Here is a 17,213-nt window from a genome sequence, read left to right on the forward strand (position 1 = left end):
CGAATGAACCCCTCGTGGATGAAATTATGGATAGCCAATCGATGGTGTAGAGATGATGTAATCTACTTTTGAGCGACAGTGATTTCCAGAACCACAGTCATGATTACCGTATGGCTGATACCTATCGGACTGTCGGCGGCCGTGGTCAGACACGGTTCACAGTCCAGGGATCGGAGTTTATCGGCCATGTCGCCCCGGCGGAGTCGGTTGACGCCGCGGAGTCGTTCATCGAGGAGATCCAGGAGGAGTACGACGACGCGACACACAACGTCCCGGCCTACCGCGTGCCTGCGGAACCGACAGCCGGAGGGTCCACAGATGAGGGATTCCTCCGGGAGTACGCGAGCGACGCTGACGAACCCTCGGGATCGGCCGGGAAACCCGCTCTAAACGTCCTTCAAGGCCAGGAGTTGCGAAACGTGGTCGTGGTCATCACCCGCTACTACGGCGGGACGAACCTGGGTATTGGCGGACTGGCTCGGGCCTACGCCCGGGCGACGACCGATGCCATCACGGACGCTGGAGTGATTGAGGAGCGTCCCCACGAACGGTTCGCCATCGCCGTCGCATACGATGACTCTGGGACGGTTCGTTCGATCTTGGAGAGTGCTGACGTCGAGTTCGATGCCGACTACGAGGCGGACGTTCGGTTCACGGTTCGGGTTCCTCTCGAGACGGCAGCGGACCTCCGCGATAGGCTCCGTAGCGCAACCAGCAATCGAGTCCAATTCCCTGATCAGGGGCGTTAGGGGACTGACACCACTGAATACTGGCACAGGAAGATAGGCACCTTTTAGCCGATACGTAAAAACTCTGTACTATGGGATTAGACGAGGACTCTCTGGAGTACCATCGAACGCCGCCAGCCGGGAAGATCGAGATCTCGACGACGAAACCAACGAATACACAACGGGATCTGAGCCTAGCATACTCGCCAGGTGTCGCTGCCCCGTGCCGCGCCATCCGTGACACCCCGGCAGATGCGTTCACCTATACGGCGAAGGGCAATCTCGTGGGCGTCGTTTCGGATGGCAGTGCGGTCCTCGGATTAGGCGATATCGGTGCACAAGCCTCGAAACCCGTCATGGAGGGGAAGGGCGTCCTGTTCAAGCGCTTCGCAGACATCGACGTCTTCGACATCGAACTCGATGAAGCTGACACAGACGCGATGAGCCGTGCGATTGCCTCGATGGAACCGACCTTTGGGGGAATCAACCTCGAAGACATCAAGGCCCCCAAGTGTTTCAAACTCGAAGAGCGACTCCGCGAGGAGCTAGATATCCCTGTCTTCCACGATGACCAGCACGGGACGGCGATCATCAGTGGTGCGGCACTGCTCAACGCCGCCGCTATCGCGGAGAAACGCCTCGAAGATCTCGAGATAGTCTTCTCTGGGGCGGGTGCTGCTGCCATCGCAACAGCTCGCTTTTACGTCTCACTCGGTGTCTCTCGGGACAATATCACGATGTGTGATTCATCGGGGATCATTACGGAGCATCGCGTCGAGACGGATGGCGTCAACGAATATAAACGCGAGTTCACGCGCGACGTCTCCGACGGCGACCTCAGCGATGCGATGATCGGCGCGGACGTGTTCGTCGGGCTGTCGGTGGGCGGTATCGTCGATCAAGCGATGGTTCGATCGATGGCGGACGACCCCATCATCTTCGCGCTGGCAAACCCGGATCCTGAGATCGACTACGAGACGGCTAAGGAGGCTCGCGATGACACCGTGATCATGGCTACGGGCCGATCGGACTACCCGAATATGGTGAACAACGTGCTCGGGTTCCCCTTCATCTTCCGGGGGGCACTCGACGTGCGGGCTACCGAAATCAATGAAGAGATGAAGGTCGCCGCCGCTCGGGCCCTCGCAGACCTCGCCCGCCAGGACGTCCCGGATGCCGTTGTCAAAGCCTACGGCGATCAACCGTTGCAGTTCGGGTCCGAGTACATCCTCCCCAAGCCGTTAGACCCACGGGTTCTGTTCGAGCTTGCGCCCGCCGTTGCGCGAGCAGCGATGGAAAGCGGGGCCGCCCGCCGCGAACTCGACCTCGAGGCGTACGTCGAAGAACTGGAGGCCCGACTCGGGAAGTCCCGGGAGATGATGCGGATCGTATTAAATAAGGCGAAAACTGCTCCGAAGCGGGTCGTCTTGGCCGAGGGTGATAACGAGAAGATGATCCGGGCGGCCGCCCAGCTCGTCGAACAGGGTATCGCCGAGCCCGTGCTCGTCGGCGACCGCAATCGCATCGAAACGATTATCGAGACGCTGGCGCTCGACGTCGACCCCGAAATCGTCGATCCTACAGAGACCAATCTTGACCCGTACGCTGAGCGACTCTACGAACTCCGGCAGCGTAAGGGCATTACGCGCCGCGAAGCACACACACTCGTCCAGGATAGCAACTACCTGAGTTCGGTCATGGTCGAGATGGGTGATGCCGACGCAATGCTCACCGGGCTCATGCATCACTATCCGTCGGCACTGCGCCCACCGCTCCAGGTCATCGGTACCGCCGCTGACACCGAGTACGCGGCTGGCGTCTACATGCTCACGTTCAAGAATCGGGTCGTCTTCTGTGCCGATGCGACCGTCAACCAACAGCCCGACGAGGCAGTGCTCGCGGAAGTGACCAAACACACGGCGGAGTTAGCCCGGCGGTTCAATATCGAGCCGCGGGCCGCCCTGCTGTCGTACTCGAATTTCGGCTCGGTCGACAACGAGGGGACGCGCAAGCCTCGCCGTGCGGCTGCCAGCCTGCGCGAGGACCCCGATGTCGATTTCCCTGTCGACGGCGAAATGCAGGCGGACACTGCCGTCGTTGAGGATATCCTCCAGGGGACCTACGAGTTCGCCGACCTCGATGACCCGGCGAACATCCTGGTGTTCCCGAACTTGGAAGCGGGCAATATCGGATACAAACTGCTCCAGCGGCTCGGCGGAGCCGAGGCGATCGGTCCGATGCTCGTCGGGATGGACAAGCCAGTCCACGTCTTGCAGCGTGGCGACGAAGTCAACGACATCGTAAATCTGGCGAGTGTCGCGGTCGTCGACGCACAGCAGAGAATTATGTGAGCACATACCAGGTATCTGAGCGATGGATGACACGAGCGCAGGGAAGAGTTGCACATGAACTGCCCGCTCCACTGGCTCCCCACGCATTAATGTAGCGGAGTTTTTTTTTTTTTTAATATCTCCCACGAACATGTGGGGTATGTCCAAACCACCAACGGGACAATCAGCCCGGTGTCCCGAGTTTAATGCGGAAGCTATGGCGATAATCCCACAGAATAGCTTCCTGATCAAGTCAGAGGAGAACGCCGATGGAAAGGCATGGGTTAATTGTCGCGAATGTGGCGAACGATTCCTCGCTTTCTTTCAATTCAAGGAGTGAGACTTGTTCTTGTTATTTGTTCGTTACTGGTATTTCATGATAGTGATGATTGGAAGCTACTCGCTAGCTGCGTCGAGAACTCCGGCTTGCGAACAGGCCGGGCAATTCTAGCTTCGATCCTGTTAGTTCTCGCGCTTGAGGCTGGGATTCGTGACGGCGCCGTTTGCCGCCGACCCGAACGCGAATCCGTACTTTGCCAAAACACCAGATGGATAGGGGGGATCAGGTTGCTCCCAGTCGTCGAGTCGGCCCTCTAGCTCGGAGTCCGAGAGATCCACGTCGATCGATCGGTTCGGGATATCGATGGTGACGTGGTCGCCGTCTTCGAGGGCGGCTATCGGACCACCAACGTAGGCTTCGGGGGCAACGTGACCGATCATCGGTCCCCTCGTTGCACCGGAGAACCGGCCGTCCGTTAGCATCGCGACGTCGTCTTCGTGGCCGGCACCGACCACGGCGGCGGTGACGCCGAGCATCTCCCGCATCCCCGGGCCGCCCTGGGGCCCCTCGTTGCGGATGACGATGACGTCACCCGATTCGATGTGGCCGTCTTGGACGTACTGCATGGCAGCTTCCTCGGTTTCGAAGACCCGTGCTGGCCCCTCGTGATGGAAATTGTCGTCTGCGGTCACCTTGAGGGCTGCACCGTCGGGCGCGATGTTCCCCGTCAAGATCTTGATCGCACCCTCGTCATGAATCGGCTCCTCGACCGAGTACAGGAAATCAACATCGATCTCCTCGTCTGGTGGCAGATCGAGTTCATCGAGTTCTGCTTCGATCGTCCGGCCCGTCACTGTCAGTGCGTCGCCGTGGATCAACCCGGCGTTCAGTAGTCGGCGGAGGACGACGGGGACGCCACCGATTTCGTGGAGGTCGTTCATGACGCGTTCCCCGCCGGGCTGGAGATTTACGATCTTGGGTGTGCGCCGAGAGATACGGTCGAACTCCTCGATCTCGAGGTCGATCCCGGCTTCGGCGGACAGCGCGAGCAGGTGTAAGATACCGTTGGTCGACCCCCCGATCGCGACCTGCAGCGCGATCGCGTTCTCGAAGCTCTCCTTCGAGAGGATGTCGGATGGCTTTCGGTCGTGTTCAACGCAGTCGAGCACGAGTTCACCGGCTCGCCTCCCGACAGTATACCGTTCCTCACTCTCAGCGGGCGCGCTGGCAGATCCGAGCGGGGCAAGCCCGAGCGCCTCGCTCAGCGACGCCATCGTGTTTGCGGTGAACATCCCACCACAGGAGCCGGCACCGGGACAGGCGTGGCGCTCGAGGTCGTCGAGGTCGTCCTCGGACATCTCTCCTGAGGCGACCGCCCCGACACCCTCGAAGACGTTCTGGATCGTTACCTCGCGGCCGTCGTGTTCGCCAGGCATAATCGATCCGCCATAGAGGAACACGGACGGTAAGTCGGTTCGGATCGCCGCCATCATCATTCCAGGGAGGTTTTTGTCACACCCAGCGACGGTAACGAGTGCGTCCATGCGTTCGCCGAAGGCGACGAGTTCGACCGAATCGGCGATCACCTCCCGTGAGATGAGCGAGGCTTTCATGCCTTCGGTCCCCATCGAGATCGCGTCGGAGATTGTGATCGTCCCGAATTCGATCGGCATTCCACCAGCTTGGTCGATGCCGTCGATCGCGCTGTCGGCCACGTCGTCAAGGTGGACGTTACACGGTGTGATATCTCCTGCAGGATTCGGGATGCCGACCATCGGCGAGGTTAGATCCTCGTCGTCGTATCCCATCGCCCGAAACATAGCACGGTGCGGGGCACGTTCGACGCCATCAGTCACCTCGCCGCTGCGCAGGTCTGCTGATTTCTGTCGATCCGACTGTTCGGACGCTAGCTGTCGGCTCATAAGGGGAGTCTGTATCGGAGGGGCTTAATAGGGTCGTCTAGACGCGACGCCACTCAGATATCTATATCGAAACTGGCGATTGTTATTTTGGTGGCCAGAATTTGACGCGGAGGGTTTGACAGAGATATTATAGTAAGAAGTTATAATCATTAAAAATATAAAATTTATCGATATACTCGGCCCTTCTAGTCAGAATTTATTGTTCAAGCGAGTATCGCTTCCGAAGACACCTTATCTAAGGGCGATCTCGCCGTAGTCTACCACTGAATCAGCTATGGGGGGAAAATATCGGAACAATCAACAACGATATATGGCCAGTATTGCTCATTATCAAGCTAATTTACGGTTGTACCAACTGAAACAGGACTCAGGCCTGAATAGCTAACAATTATAAATTTTCATTCCGTAATCACATATACCAGTTAAAAGAGAACGACCGATACATCAGTATCAGTAATTGATGTAATAATGAGAATTGATAATATAGTCAATTAGGAGCTAGGTGATGAGCTTGAACGCAGGCGAGATTGATCGAGATGCGAACGCATACCCCCGCCTTCCAGTGAGTGACGAGCGTTCCGACACAACGCGGAGGAGGTCAATACCGGATCGAAGGCGGGAAGATTGACCTCATCCCCTGGGAAATCAGGGCATGGATCGTCGACGCGAACGAGATATCGTTGACCGGCGTCGGCTTCGACTCACTGCAACAGCGGCACGAAACGGTGGCAAGCTATCGCGACCTCTGTGAGGATGTGGCTCGCACTCGACAGCAATTCCGTCGGGGAACGACGAACAACGGTTTGACGCCGGCGTCCGCCATCTTGATACAGCGAAGGAATCCCGTCCTTCACGTGAGTGACGAGTGTTCCGACTGGTCGGAACCGAGGAACGAACAGGCGGGAGCGAATCGCGTAAACTCCGTGTGGCAATTCACCGACTACACCACCGATGACTCCCTAGAGTTGTTCCACCATATAAATAACTTTTATACTTTCGTAAATATAAATACATATGGTAACTGTCGAGTTTCGACGTCCTGCCGTCGTGAAACTCGACGTGGGCGATGATGCTCACCAACTCCTTCAACAGACGATAGACCGCTTCAAACAGGCCGCACAGATGGTTGCAGACGACGGCTGGAACGGCACAGAAGACGGATACATCGTCACGTCAAAAACTGAGCTACACGACCGGACGCGTCACCGACGACTCGCGAGGCGTCTGCCAGTTGATGACCCCAGTAGAGGATCGTAAATCCAGACCGAAATCTGGTGGGTTCACAAGGATACTGGACTGACTGTCGCTGAATGGTCTCCGAAACACTGGTGACTGGCTTGGTCGGCCTCACGTTCGGCCTGCTCTTTTTTCGCCAGATTCGGGTGTATCCGCTCACCCGTGCCGTCACGGCGGCAACCGGGGCGGTGGTCGTCGTCGCCCTCGGGGCCACATCACCGGAACAGGCGCTCGCGAGCATCGATACCGAGACGATCCTGCTTCTGTTCGGGATGCTCGCACACGTCGAAGCGCTCTCTCGAAGCGGCTTCTACCCATGGGCAGCCACACTCCTCGTGCGGCGGACTGGGACCGTTCGGCGACTCGTCATCGGCACGCTCTGGGTCGCCGCCGGATTGAGCGCGCTCGCACTCAACGACGCGGTCGTCCTGTTGATGACGCCCGTATTGATACAGGCGGTCAAGGGAACGGATACGACGCCGACCGGACCGCTGATTGCGGTTATTCTCGGGGCGAACATCGGTAGCCTCGCGACACCACTCGGTAACCCCCAGAACGCGTACATTCTAAGTCAGAGCGGCCTCTCGACCGTCGCGTTCGTGAAGACGCTGGCTCCGGTCGCGTTCGTCTCGTTGCTCGTGGCAAGTCTTCTCCTGGCCGTCCAGTACGACGGGACGGCCGTCCGATCGACGGTATCGCTGCCTGACCTCGATCGACAGTGGGCGCTCTCTAGCGGTGGCTTTCTGCTCGCGACGTTCGTACTGTTGGCTGCGTTCCCGTCGACGAACGCGGGCATCGTTGCAGCCTCGATGGGTGTGCTCCATCTCGCGTGGCTGCAGCTGTTCCGAAAAGTGCCCGGAAACGACATTCTCGCGGAGATGGACTGGGGAATTCTCGTCCTCTTCGTGGGACTGTTCGTTCTCGTCGGGAGTCTCGAAGGCACGACACTGGTGGACCGGCTCCGTGCAGTCGATAGCGGGATCGGGTTCGCTGGCGTGATCTTTCTACTCTCGAACGTCGTGAGCAATGTCCCGGCGGTCGTGCTGCTATCGACGACAGTCACCGACCCGCAGTCGTGGTACTTGCTGGCCGCGGTGAGTACACTCGCCGGGAACGCCACGCCCGTGGCGAGTGCTGCGACGTTGATCGTTCTGGATCAGGCGAGTCGCCGTGGGGTCGACATTTCGGTCGGACAACTTGTTCGAGTCGGCTTCCCGATCGCAGTGGTGACGACCGCTGTTGCGACGGGACTGCTTTTATTCTGAGCGGTGAAGAGGGGACACCGGACGGAGACGAGATGTTCGTTCGGAGCTTTATTACTAGCAAGTAGTATCGGATAGAAGGCACACATCAAAACCATCCTCCGAGGTTGTGCGGTCTCAACTGAGTTCACCGTATAGAGGCGGAATCAGACTATTCTGAGGTTGCTGTTGGGGTATTGTAGAATAGCTTTCTATTTTGGAATAGTACACTATTCAGTCGATTCTGAAGAAGCAGATTCGCGAGCTTGTTCGAATCGTTCGGCCACTTCGTCTACGAGATCTTCCTCCACGACGGTTCGGAGAAGAGCATCAGTCATCTCCCGAACGACGATGTTCTGGTAGCCCTGCTGGTTGAGATCGCGTTCCAGTTCGTACTTCAACCAAGAATCGAAGTCCTCGATCGTAACCTCCCGGGCGTAGAAAGGCCGCTGTTTGGCGGCCTCATAGCTGAACGCTGAATCGGTCATCGGGTTTCGTCGTTCGACGGGTTCCTGAGAGGGCGTCTGATCGTCGCCTTCCGATTCAGACGCGTCATCCGTATCTTGGGGTTCGTCGTCCGGTTCATCTTCGAGTGTCTCCCCGAGGTCGGCAAACGGATCGTCGTCAGACATGGCGGACCACCTCACCTGCCTCGACGATGTGCGCCAACTCGTCGAAACACTGCAACTGGTCACAGTCAGGGTCGTAGTCCAGCAGGGGTTTGCGCTCGCCATAGGCCTTCGTGATGCTTGTTCGGTCTCGGATGCCCGGTGAGGGTTTGAGATCGCCGGCGTCGACAGCCTCCCAGTCCGTGATTCTCGCGAAATTCGGGATGCGGTCCTGAAGGTTATCGTGCGAGTTGAGACGTTCGAGGAGCTGTCGATCTTGAGTCTGCTGGTCGATACGGCCGCTCAACATGTTCGGAACCAGCGACAGGACGTCGACGTCCATATGCTGCCGAAGCGGGGAGATCTGTCGCTCGATGGTTCGCTCCAAGCCGGCCATTGCCTCGTTTCCCGGGGCGAGCGGAAGTACCAAGTTTGCCGTCGCGACCAGCGCGTTGTCCGTGAGTCGGGATCGGTACGCCGGCGAATCCGTGACGATGTAATCGTACGTTCCCCCGAGGAGTGGGTCTACCACTTCCCGTTTGAGCAGCGCAGAGGGTTGAAACACGTCGCCCACGACGATCTCCCGCTCGACCTGTTCTAAATCCTCGCTGGACGGGAGAATATCGAACTCGTAGCTGGTATCATAGACAACAGAAGTCGGGTCAGCATCGTCGAAGAAGACGTCACCGATGGTTTCCTCGGTGTTGTGATACTGGTCGTCAAAGCCTAAACCGACGGATGCGTGGCCGTTCGGATCAAGATCGATGAGGAGTACATCGTGGTCCTGTGCGGCCAGCTGTCGAGCGAGGTTGACAGCGATCGTCGATTTGCCGACACCCCCCTTCAGCATACAAACCGACACAGCCCGAGAGTTCCCATCGGTCTGTACCGAACCATATGGGCTATTCGGGCTATTCGTTCTATCTATGCTATTCTTGCTATCTGAGCCACTCATACTATTCATCAGTATCAACCCCTCTCGACTTAACTTTGTGGTGAATAGTACGAGTAGTATTCTATTCAAAAAATTTGAACTATTTCAAGATAGCATACTACTCTGGAATATCCACAATAGAGTTAGCGGCTCAGGCGACGAGAGCCAACATAGAGCGAAGTTCGGATTCGATATCAGTCAGTTCACTCCGTTGCCACTCAAACTGTTCTTCGACGCCGACATCGGTAAACCGGAGTGAAGCACGAACCTGTCGTGCGGGATCGTGCTGGAAGAGCGCGAGAGCGTAGGCAAGCATCTGCGGCCGATAGTGGTCAGCGAGGGCACCAGTCGTCGTCGAAGACAGGTCGTTCGTCTTGTAGTCGATGATGTGATACGCATCTGGAGTAACCAGAAGACGGTCAATATCACCCACTATGCGGGAGTCATCAAGACGAGCGACAACTGAGTACTCGTCGTAGGAAGCTTCAAGCGAGAGGTCCGCCTCAGTTTCATCGACGAACCGGATCGCATCCTGGGCATGGCACACCGCCGCCTGAAGATCGTTATCCGTCGGTTCCTCACCTTCCATACGACTCAACTGACGAATGAACGAGGGCCACTCATCCCGTGGAAGACGGAGCTCATTGAGTCGATGGACAACAGTTCCGAAGGTGGTCGGACTCAATCCGATTGTCCCACCCCCCGACGTGTAGCTGTGTCCGTTCTCGGAAGCGTCTGCAACGGCACTGACGAGGGTTGTTGCGGCAACGCGAACTGCGTCCTGTCGTTCCGGCGGAGAGGGGACAGTAATCGCAGGGTCTACCGCTTCCGTGGGAGCCTCAGACTGCCATTCAACCGGCCGAGGTGGCGTCTGAATAGTGTATGAAGCATCACCGATTCGAGCGTCCGTAGCTCCCTCGTAGACCGCCTCAACGACTAGCTCTTGGTCGTCAAACAGAATTGGCTGAAGCCAATCCCGCCACCGGCTGGCGTCAGCGAAGTCATCTGGCTCACCGAGTTCGATGTGTCCAGACTCATCAGTATCGATGTCGTGTGTTCCACACAGCAGCAGGTGGTCCCGAGTTCGGGTACAGGCCACGTAGAGCAGGCGTTTGGATTCCGCACGCTCTTGCGGGAGTGAGCGACGATCGGCATATTCGTGGACTGCCGTCTTCTCGATTGCGAACGCATCGTTGGGGTGGGGAGCACCTACTGCAGGAATCGGTGGGGCATCAGTCGTCCCCTCAACGAGGCGGACATAGCCGTGATCGTCAACGGACCGCCCGAAATTGAGGTCACTTCCGAGATCGGGGACAGTGACGATTGGGAACTCGAGTCCCTTCGCGGCGTGAATCGTCATTATCCGGACGCCCTCCACATCGCCGGGGATGTCAGCCTCCCCTTCTCGGGGGTCGATCTCTGCTTGGCGGTCGATCCGGTGGAGCAACCCAGCAGCTGTGTGAACACCGTTCTCGCTCCAAGTACGGACCTGGTCGCGGAACTTCTCGACGTTCTCGACGGCCTGGTGACCGCGTTCGTCAGCACTCACGCTCGCCAGATACCCCGTGTCGTCGATCACTCGGGACAACAGACGGTACCACGGGAGGACGCCATCTTCAGACGGCGTCGCGCAGCCACTAAGGGTACGCCATGTCGTGAGGAGGTCGAAAGCATCCGCGAGCTGTGGATCGTCCGTCTCGGCGAGTGCATCCCACACTGAATCAGCCTCGGCAACTGCCGGTGCGAGGCGGTCATCGGTGAAGCCAAACAGCGGGGACCGAAGCACCCCATAGAGAGAGACGTCGTCCTGCGGATCACCAAGCACCCGAAGTAGGTTCGTCAGCGCCTGGACCTCGGGCGTATCGTAGAATCCGACGCCACCGACGACAGTATAGGGAATGTCGTACTCCTCAAGGGCCCGCTGATACCGATCCAGATGGGTTCGCCGGCGGAGGAGGATTGCCGTGTCGTCCGGCGTAGCGTCGCGATGAACACCCGTGTCGGGGTCTTGGACTGTCGGTGGATCGTCGAACAGGTTGGTCAGTCGAGCAGCGAGCGCTTGCGCCTCGGCCTCGATGGTGTGGTCGAGCGCACCTTCAGCAACCGGATGGTCACCGCCGAAGAGTTCCGCCGCCGTGTCGGCGTCGTCGGGCACAGCGAGATACTCGACACTCCCGGTCAGTCCCTCGATGTCCTCGATACGGTCGCGTTGTGTGGTCAACTCCTGCGGTGGCGCTTCGTGGGGTTCGTGGCTGTCACCCTCCGGCTGGAACAGGTACTCGAAGAGCTCGTTCAGGAACGACAGCGGCTCATCCAGCGTCCGGAAGTTCCCGGAGAGTTCGAGCGCGGTCGGACTCTCGGCATCGCTGTCGGGGACGTCGTCGACCCCACGGGCTTCGTTGACAGTCTGGAGTTCCGCTCTCGCTTCCCCGAACGTCGTCACGTCGGCACCACGGAATCCGTAGATACTCTGTTTCTCGTCGCCGACCAGAAAGACGTTCGACGCCGTCTGCTCGTCGACGCCCGTGAGGAGCTTGACCAGCTCCCACTGGCGCGGGTCCGTGTCCTGGAACTCGTCGACCATCACGGCCGCAAACTGCTCTCGTAGCCGCTCCGTGACGGCATCGTTCGTTCGCAAGAACTCAAGGGTGGTCTCGATCACGTCGGGGAAGTCGAGCGTATCGCGACGCTCTTTCTCGTCGGCGTAGGCGGCGAGGACGTCATCGAAGACCCGCATCAGAGCCAGCGCGTAATGGGCGCTGTTTGCTTCGAGCTCACCGGGTGTCGTCTCGACTGCATCCGCGTGCGGTTCGACGGCCGCGATGACCGCGTCGATAGCGTCCTTCAGGTCGTCGTAGACGTCACCGTACTCATTCCACTCGTCCCGGTCACCGACGACGTATCCCGAACTGCTGTACAGGCCACCGTTCTTCTTCTCACAGGCCTCGTAGAGGTCGAGGATTGCCCGCTGACAGTCGCGGGGATCGCTTTCCTCGGGGTTGGCAGGGAGTGTCGTCGCGACCTCGGTGAAGGTCCGGTAGACCCCAAGGCCGTCCTCGTCGGCGATAGCGCCCTCACGGTCGACGCGGCCCGCGACCGTGCGTAGCTGCTCAAGGAGTCCGTCCGCAAACAGCGTCTGTCGAGCGTCGGCAACGTCGAGATCACAAACGACCTCCCAGCAGATATCGACGTAGTCGTCGACCTCGGCGTCACGCCACGCCTCGAGGACGGACTCGCTCTGTGGGCGTTCATCGAGTAATCCAGCGAGTGTATCGACCAACTGGTCGCGACTCCAGAGCTGGGCAAGGAGCTCCACGTCGTCTTCGTCCTGGTTGCGTTCGAGGAACTCCGTCACAACTTCGCGTTGGAGTGTCGCGGCGCCGTCTTCGTCAAGCACGTCGAAGCCGAGCGGAACCGGAGCCTCGACGGCCCGTTCTCGCAAGAGCCGGGTACAGAACGCGTGAATGGTGTGGACATAGCCGTCCTCCAGATCGTCGAGAACGTTTCGCCAGCGGTGGTAGGCCTCTGGTGAGTCGACAGCCTCGAGCCTGTCGTACACCTCCTCCCGAACGCGCTCAGTCAGTTCGGCAGCAGCCTTTCGCGTGAAAGTAATCGTGACTATTTTCTCCGGCGTGAGCGACGGGTTCTCGGCCAGTATCGTCACGTACCGCTCGGTGAGCGTTGTCGTCTTCCCTGTCCCGGCGCCGGCAGTGATCGCGACGTTCCGGCCCTGGACGAGCGCATCCTCCTGTTCCTCCGTGAGCTGAATCTCCTCGGGTTCCTCAGTCATCGCTCATCACCGTCTCGATGTCCTCGTCGTCGCGAACACGGAGCGGAACGTACGCTGCGTCGTCCTTGTGAACCTCGTCGACGAACTCCCGCTTGCGGTGATGGCGGACATCGCACGCCCGACGATAGTCACAGTATCGGCAGTTCGCTCCGCTGGCCGACAGAAGCGTCGTGTGGAACCGTCCGTTGCCGATTGCCTCGTCGATCTGGCCCAACCACTCCGGAACGACATCGTTCAGGAACCGGCGGAGTTCGACCTCTGAATCGAACTTCGATTCGACGCCGCGTGGAACCTTGAGGTCGTTTGGCGGTCGCACCTGATAGTACGTCGCCGAGAGCGAACCCTGTTCGAAAAGGTCACCGTCGACGACCTCGGCGGCAGCGAGCAGATAGATGGGGAGCTGGAACTTCGTTCCGCCGGTCGTCTTCGTCATATACGGTGCCCGTCCAGTCTTGTAGTCGTAGAGCGTGAGCGTCGGTTGTTCGCCACCCTGGCTCACGTCAACGCGGTCGATGTATCCCCGAATCGAGATAGTCGAGCCGTCCGGTCGCTCAACTGTGAACGGCCCAACATCCGAGTCGGGAAGTCCCTCGCCGAACGGGGCCTCGAACAAGTGTGGTCGGTCAGCGCCGTCCCGCGAGAGTTCGTTGTCGAGGAAGGAAGCGAACAACCCCTGTTCCGGCGCGTCGTGAGGTTTGCTCCCGGCCTCGTACGGAGCACTCTCGCCGTCACACAGGCCCGCGAACAGCTCCGCCTTCCACCGTTCGTAGAACAGGCCGTCGTACTCGAAGTCAGCAACCCGGAGTTCTTCGACGGCAATCTCGCGAAGGTGTATCGCCAGGTCGTTCCGGTCGAACTCGGTGAGGTCGACACCATCTTCGGTTTCGTCCTGTAGATCCGCGAAGAACCGTTCGAGGACGTCGTGGACGTACGATCCGGTTTCGAGGGGCGTAGGGACGACCTCGACGTCGTCGGGATCCTCGATTCCGAGCACTTCGTCGGCGTAGAACTTGAACCCACACTCGACGTATCGCTCGATTCGACTCGCGCTGTAGGGTTCCCGCGCCGACGGAGGGTATACCTCATCGACCGTCTCGGGTTCTAAAACGCCGTCGTGTTCGGAGAGGCCAGTCGTTCCCCTGTTGTCCGCACAGTGGAGTCCCCGATCCGTGCGCTTGGTCTGCTCGGGGGAGAGATCACCTCGGTCGCCGGCGCGGCTGACTGCCGCACGCCGGTCGGCCGTTGCAGCGACATGCCGCTGTAGGTCCTCGCGGGAGCCCACGCGGTCGTCGACGCCGTCTTCGGGTTCGATGCCGGTCACGCGCTGGAGTTCGTCGAGCACCGGCGACCGGACGACGGCGGATTCGTCGTCGCCCGTCTCTGGTGTGGTGATCGTGAGTTCGTCGACGTTCGCGAGGAGCGTCGCGAAGAGATAGCGCCCCCGGAGGCGCTCGTCGCCAGTGTCGAACCGCGGATGGGCGTCGGTCATCTCCTCGAAGAAGGCCGGGCGTTCCGGCGTTACCGGGAAATGCCCGCTCGTCAGGCCCACGAGGAACACCTTCTCGAACGAGCGCATCCGGGCGTCGAGCAGCCCCATCACCTCAACGTGGCCGCCAGCAGCGCGCTGTGGAACCCGAATCGGCACGCCATCGAACGCACGGGTGAACAGTGCCAACGGAGAGAGGTCGCTATTGACTGCCGCCAGCGACTCGAACGAGGAGAGGACCTCGTCCACGAGGTCGTAGGCTCGCTGTTCGACGGCTTGCTCGGCGCCGCTATCGTAGTCCTCCGTCGCCGCCTCCAAGCCGAATCGGTCGTCCAACAGTCGTCGGAGCGTCTCGGTTGCGGCTTCGATGTCCTCCGTTCGGAGCGTCTCTAGCGTGGCCAGCAGCTCCTCGATTAGGGGCGCCGCCTCGCCGTCGACGTCATCGAGCAGGGGTGACACAGAAACCGTGTCACGCCGGCGAGCAGCTGCCGTGACGGCGTTGGCTTGGTCGGTGTCGACGACGTCAACCAGTGGATTTGCTAACAGGGACGTGAGGTCCTCGGCCCGCGGATCCGGTTCGGCGAGGTTCAGGAGATCGTGGACGACACTCCCGGTGAACGTCCGGTTCAGCTGTGAGGCGGCAGTCGTGACGTGCGGAATGTCGAACGTATCGAACGTGTCCTCGATGTACCCCGAATAGGCCTCGGTCCCGGGGACGACGACGGCCAGGTCGTCGGGGTCGCGACCATTGGCCAACTCGGTCCGGAGCTCGCGAGCGACGAAGCGAATCTCGCGCTCAGGCGTCGGGAGTTCCCGCCACCGGAGGCCGTCTGGAGCAGGGACGGTGTCGGGATCCGGGCGGTAGAGCGACTCGGTGATCGTTCCAAAGGCCTGCCCTGACTCGTCGACAGGCTCGAGTTCTACTGTCTCAAAGTCAAGTGCTTCGTAGACATCCAAGGCGTCCTCCGCAACGGCGTCGACTCCGCTCCGGCCATCTTGGTGGAGGGGCAGCAGTGCGATCATCGGAAGTTCGTCGACAAGGCGTTCGATGAGGCGGCGTTCGACGGGGCGGAACTCGTGATACCCGGAAAGGATGACGACATCCAGTTCCGGGGAGAGCGCCGATAATGACTGCTCCGCCGTTGCGACGGCGTCGAACATTTCTCCCCGGGTACAGACCCACTCATCGACATAGTCGACATGGAGATTCCGGTAGTGTCGGTACGCGTCGACAGTGGCTGTCGCGATACGGTCATCGAGGTCTGAGCCCTCGAACTCCGCCGCCAGTGCGTCAGCAGTCCCGACGCCGGCGTCGTCGAAGAGTGAGAAGCGGCTACTGAACGAATCAGCGAGGGCGGCAGAGGCTGGTTCGCCAGCAAGAGCGCCATCTGTCTCGGCTGTTGTTCGGTCAAGCGCGTACTCCGCGAGTCGACGGTTCAGCTGCCCGGAGAGCGGTTGGGCCGGACCGTGGAGATGCTCGTACCACTCCCGAACGACTGCGTCGAGCGTCTCGGCACGAAGACTGAGAGGGTCGTGTGTCGTAGCCCAATTGTCCTCAACTTCACTTCGACGAGCGTCGTTCCGGGTGATGTAGAGAACACTCCCAAGTGAATTCTCAGCAATCTCCGCAGCCCGTTCAAAAGCCGCCTTCTCTAAATGTACATGCTGAGAACCAGTTAGGAGCGTAGAGGTCATCGAATACATTCCTCAAGATATCGCTCTCACTTCATTTTTATTGGTTCCTCTATGCGTATTCTGACTAACGCGGAGTGAATATCCAACAATGACAAATAGTAAAGTGGGTTGGTTGACTCCACCATCGTATGAACACTCTACCGGACGGCGATAACGGACCGCCGTCTCTTTCCCGTACATTCTCTCCCGAAGAGGTCAACATGGATTTGACCATGTGCGGCCTCCTACCCGACCGAGCAGAAGAGATCGCTCGGTTGTACCGTGAACACGGGAACTGGAACCAGGTCAAGGAGATCTGGTTTGAGGAACGACGTGCGAACCGCAGTACGAAGGGGAGTTCCCAGAAGATACACCGCGTTCTCTCATCACGATTCAAAAACGCACCTGCCACCCTCCCTAATCCGAGTGATCTTCCCGCCGTCTTGGATACCTGTTCGTCATCGCGAGACAAAGCTCAAGTGCTCTACCTCTATCTAGTCGCCGATGACGCGCTCGTTCGATATGCTGTTCACGAATATGCCCGACGCCTTGCTGAGGACTTTCCCGAACCTCTTGACTTCTCTAATGAGACACTCACCTCTGTCTTGAATCAGTTCGAATACACTGACGAGACACCGTTCGACTATGCGGACTCAACGACAGAGAGATGGTGCGAAGGACTGCGGTCAGTTATGCGCGAGATCGGCGTCCTGGAGAATCAGCAAACGGTCGTCGGTAATCCACCATCACTAGGAGAGACGCCACTCCTTGTCGCAATGGGCTACTCGTATGAGGAAGGCGACGAAGAGTGGTTCGAATCACCAACTGGACTCCAGTACCTATTCCAGCCGAGTGCCCGTTGGGAGGAACTCTACAATCGGGCAGCAGAGACTGAGGCGTGGGAGTTTGTCGATCTCCATGGAAGTCTCCAACTGCGGCCGACCGACGAGCCGTACTCATCGATTACGAGTGGAGGGATCTGAA

The 17,213-nt window shown here is 59.1% G+C and carries 10 protein-coding genes; 5 read left to right on the plus strand and 5 right to left on the minus strand.

Annotated features, from left to right (window positions below; all coding sequences use genetic code 11):
• The first annotated feature begins 110 nt into the window (after positions 1-110).
• Together NATPE_RS20770 and NATPE_RS20775 are read left to right on the plus strand one after the other, a co-directional pair.
• A complete protein-coding gene (locus tag NATPE_RS20770; protein ID WP_006182461.1) occupies positions 111-749 on the plus strand; it encodes an IMPACT family protein in 639 nt (212 codons plus the stop codon).
• A gap of 71 nt (positions 750-820) precedes the next feature.
• A complete protein-coding gene (locus NATPE_RS20775; protein WP_006182462.1) occupies positions 821-3,079 on the plus strand; it encodes an NADP-dependent malic enzyme in 2,259 nt (752 codons plus the stop codon).
• Positions 3,080-3,520: 441 nt separating this feature from the next.
• On the opposite strand, the gene ilvD is transcribed toward NATPE_RS20775, so the two are convergent.
• A complete protein-coding gene (gene ilvD / locus NATPE_RS20780) occupies positions 3,521-5,260 on the minus strand; it encodes a dihydroxy-acid dehydratase (RefSeq protein WP_015299350.1) in 1,740 nt (579 codons plus the stop codon).
• A gap of 566 nt (positions 5,261-5,826) precedes the next feature.
• Between ilvD and NATPE_RS23605 the strand changes: the two genes are divergently transcribed.
• Together NATPE_RS23605 and NATPE_RS20785 are read left to right on the plus strand one after the other, a co-directional pair.
• Positions 5,827-6,330 carry a DUF7260 family protein gene (locus NATPE_RS23605; protein WP_434783259.1) on the plus strand — a complete coding sequence of 168 codons (504 nt, stop codon included), beginning with the start codon at positions 5,827-5,829 and terminating at the stop codon, positions 6,328-6,330.
• Positions 6,331-6,570: 240 nt separating this feature from the next.
• On the plus strand, positions 6,571-7,761 hold the full coding sequence (locus tag NATPE_RS20785; RefSeq protein WP_006182464.1) for an ArsB/NhaD family transporter: 1,191 nt from the start codon (positions 6,571-6,573) through the stop codon (positions 7,759-7,761).
• A gap of 206 nt (positions 7,762-7,967) precedes the next feature.
• Here the strand turns inward: NATPE_RS20785 and NATPE_RS20790 are convergent, their stop codons facing one another.
• The 4 genes from NATPE_RS20790 to NATPE_RS20805 all read right to left on the minus strand — a co-directional run bounded on the left by NATPE_RS20790 (position 7,968) and on the right by NATPE_RS20805 (position 16,250).
• Complete coding sequence (locus NATPE_RS20790) at positions 7,968-8,369, minus strand: hypothetical protein (protein WP_006182465.1); 402 nt, start codon at positions 8,367-8,369, stop codon at positions 7,968-7,970.
• Positions 8,362-9,300: a ParA family protein gene (locus tag NATPE_RS20795; protein WP_015299351.1), complete on the minus strand. Its 939-nt coding sequence runs from the start codon at positions 9,298-9,300 to the stop codon at positions 8,362-8,364. The genes NATPE_RS20790 and NATPE_RS20795 overlap by 8 nt, the downstream gene beginning before the upstream one ends.
• Before the next feature lie 130 nt (positions 9,301-9,430).
• A complete protein-coding gene (locus NATPE_RS20800) occupies positions 9,431-13,069 on the minus strand; it encodes a UvrD-helicase domain-containing protein (RefSeq protein ID WP_006182467.1) in 3,639 nt (1,212 codons plus the stop codon).
• Positions 13,062-16,250, minus strand: a complete 3,189-nt coding sequence (locus NATPE_RS20805; RefSeq protein ID WP_172637310.1) for a PD-(D/E)XK nuclease family protein — start codon at positions 16,248-16,250, stop codon at positions 13,062-13,064. The genes NATPE_RS20800 and NATPE_RS20805 overlap by 8 nt, the downstream gene beginning before the upstream one ends.
• A gap of 128 nt (positions 16,251-16,378) precedes the next feature.
• Between NATPE_RS20805 and NATPE_RS20810 the strand changes: the two genes are divergently transcribed.
• Entirely contained in the window at positions 16,379-17,212 is an 834-nt protein-coding gene (locus NATPE_RS20810) for a BrxA family protein (protein WP_015299353.1), read from the plus strand.
• Position 17,213 lies beyond the last annotated feature (1 nt).

Origin of the sequence: Natrinema pellirubrum DSM 15624 (assembly GCF_000230735.2) — an archaeon.
Classification (GTDB): domain Archaea; phylum Halobacteriota; class Halobacteria; order Halobacteriales; family Natrialbaceae; genus Natrinema; species Natrinema pellirubrum.

Coding starts and splice junctions, on each gene's coding strand:
- NATPE_RS20770 (WP_006182461.1), top strand. CDS start 111: ATGGCTGATACCTATCGGACTGTCGGCGGCCGTGGTCAGACACGGTTC.
- NATPE_RS20775 (WP_006182462.1), top strand. CDS start 821: ATGGGATTAGACGAGGACTCTCTGGAGTACCATCGAACGCCGCCAGCC.
- ilvD (WP_015299350.1), bottom strand. CDS start 5,260: ATGAGCCGACAGCTAGCGTCCGAACAGTCGGATCGACAGAAATCAGCA.
- NATPE_RS20785 (WP_006182464.1), top strand. CDS start 6,571: ATGGTCTCCGAAACACTGGTGACTGGCTTGGTCGGCCTCACGTTCGGC.
- NATPE_RS20790 (WP_006182465.1), bottom strand. CDS start 8,369: ATGTCTGACGACGATCCGTTTGCCGACCTCGGGGAGACACTCGAAGAT.
- NATPE_RS20795 (WP_015299351.1), bottom strand. CDS start 9,300: ATGAGTGGCTCAGATAGCAAGAATAGCATAGATAGAACGAATAGCCCG.
- NATPE_RS20800 (WP_006182467.1), bottom strand. CDS start 13,069: ATGACTGAGGAACCCGAGGAGATTCAGCTCACGGAGGAACAGGAGGAT.
- NATPE_RS20805 (WP_172637310.1), bottom strand. CDS start 16,250: ATGACCTCTACGCTCCTAACTGGTTCTCAGCATGTACATTTAGAGAAG.
- NATPE_RS20810 (WP_015299353.1), top strand. CDS start 16,379: ATGAACACTCTACCGGACGGCGATAACGGACCGCCGTCTCTTTCCCGT.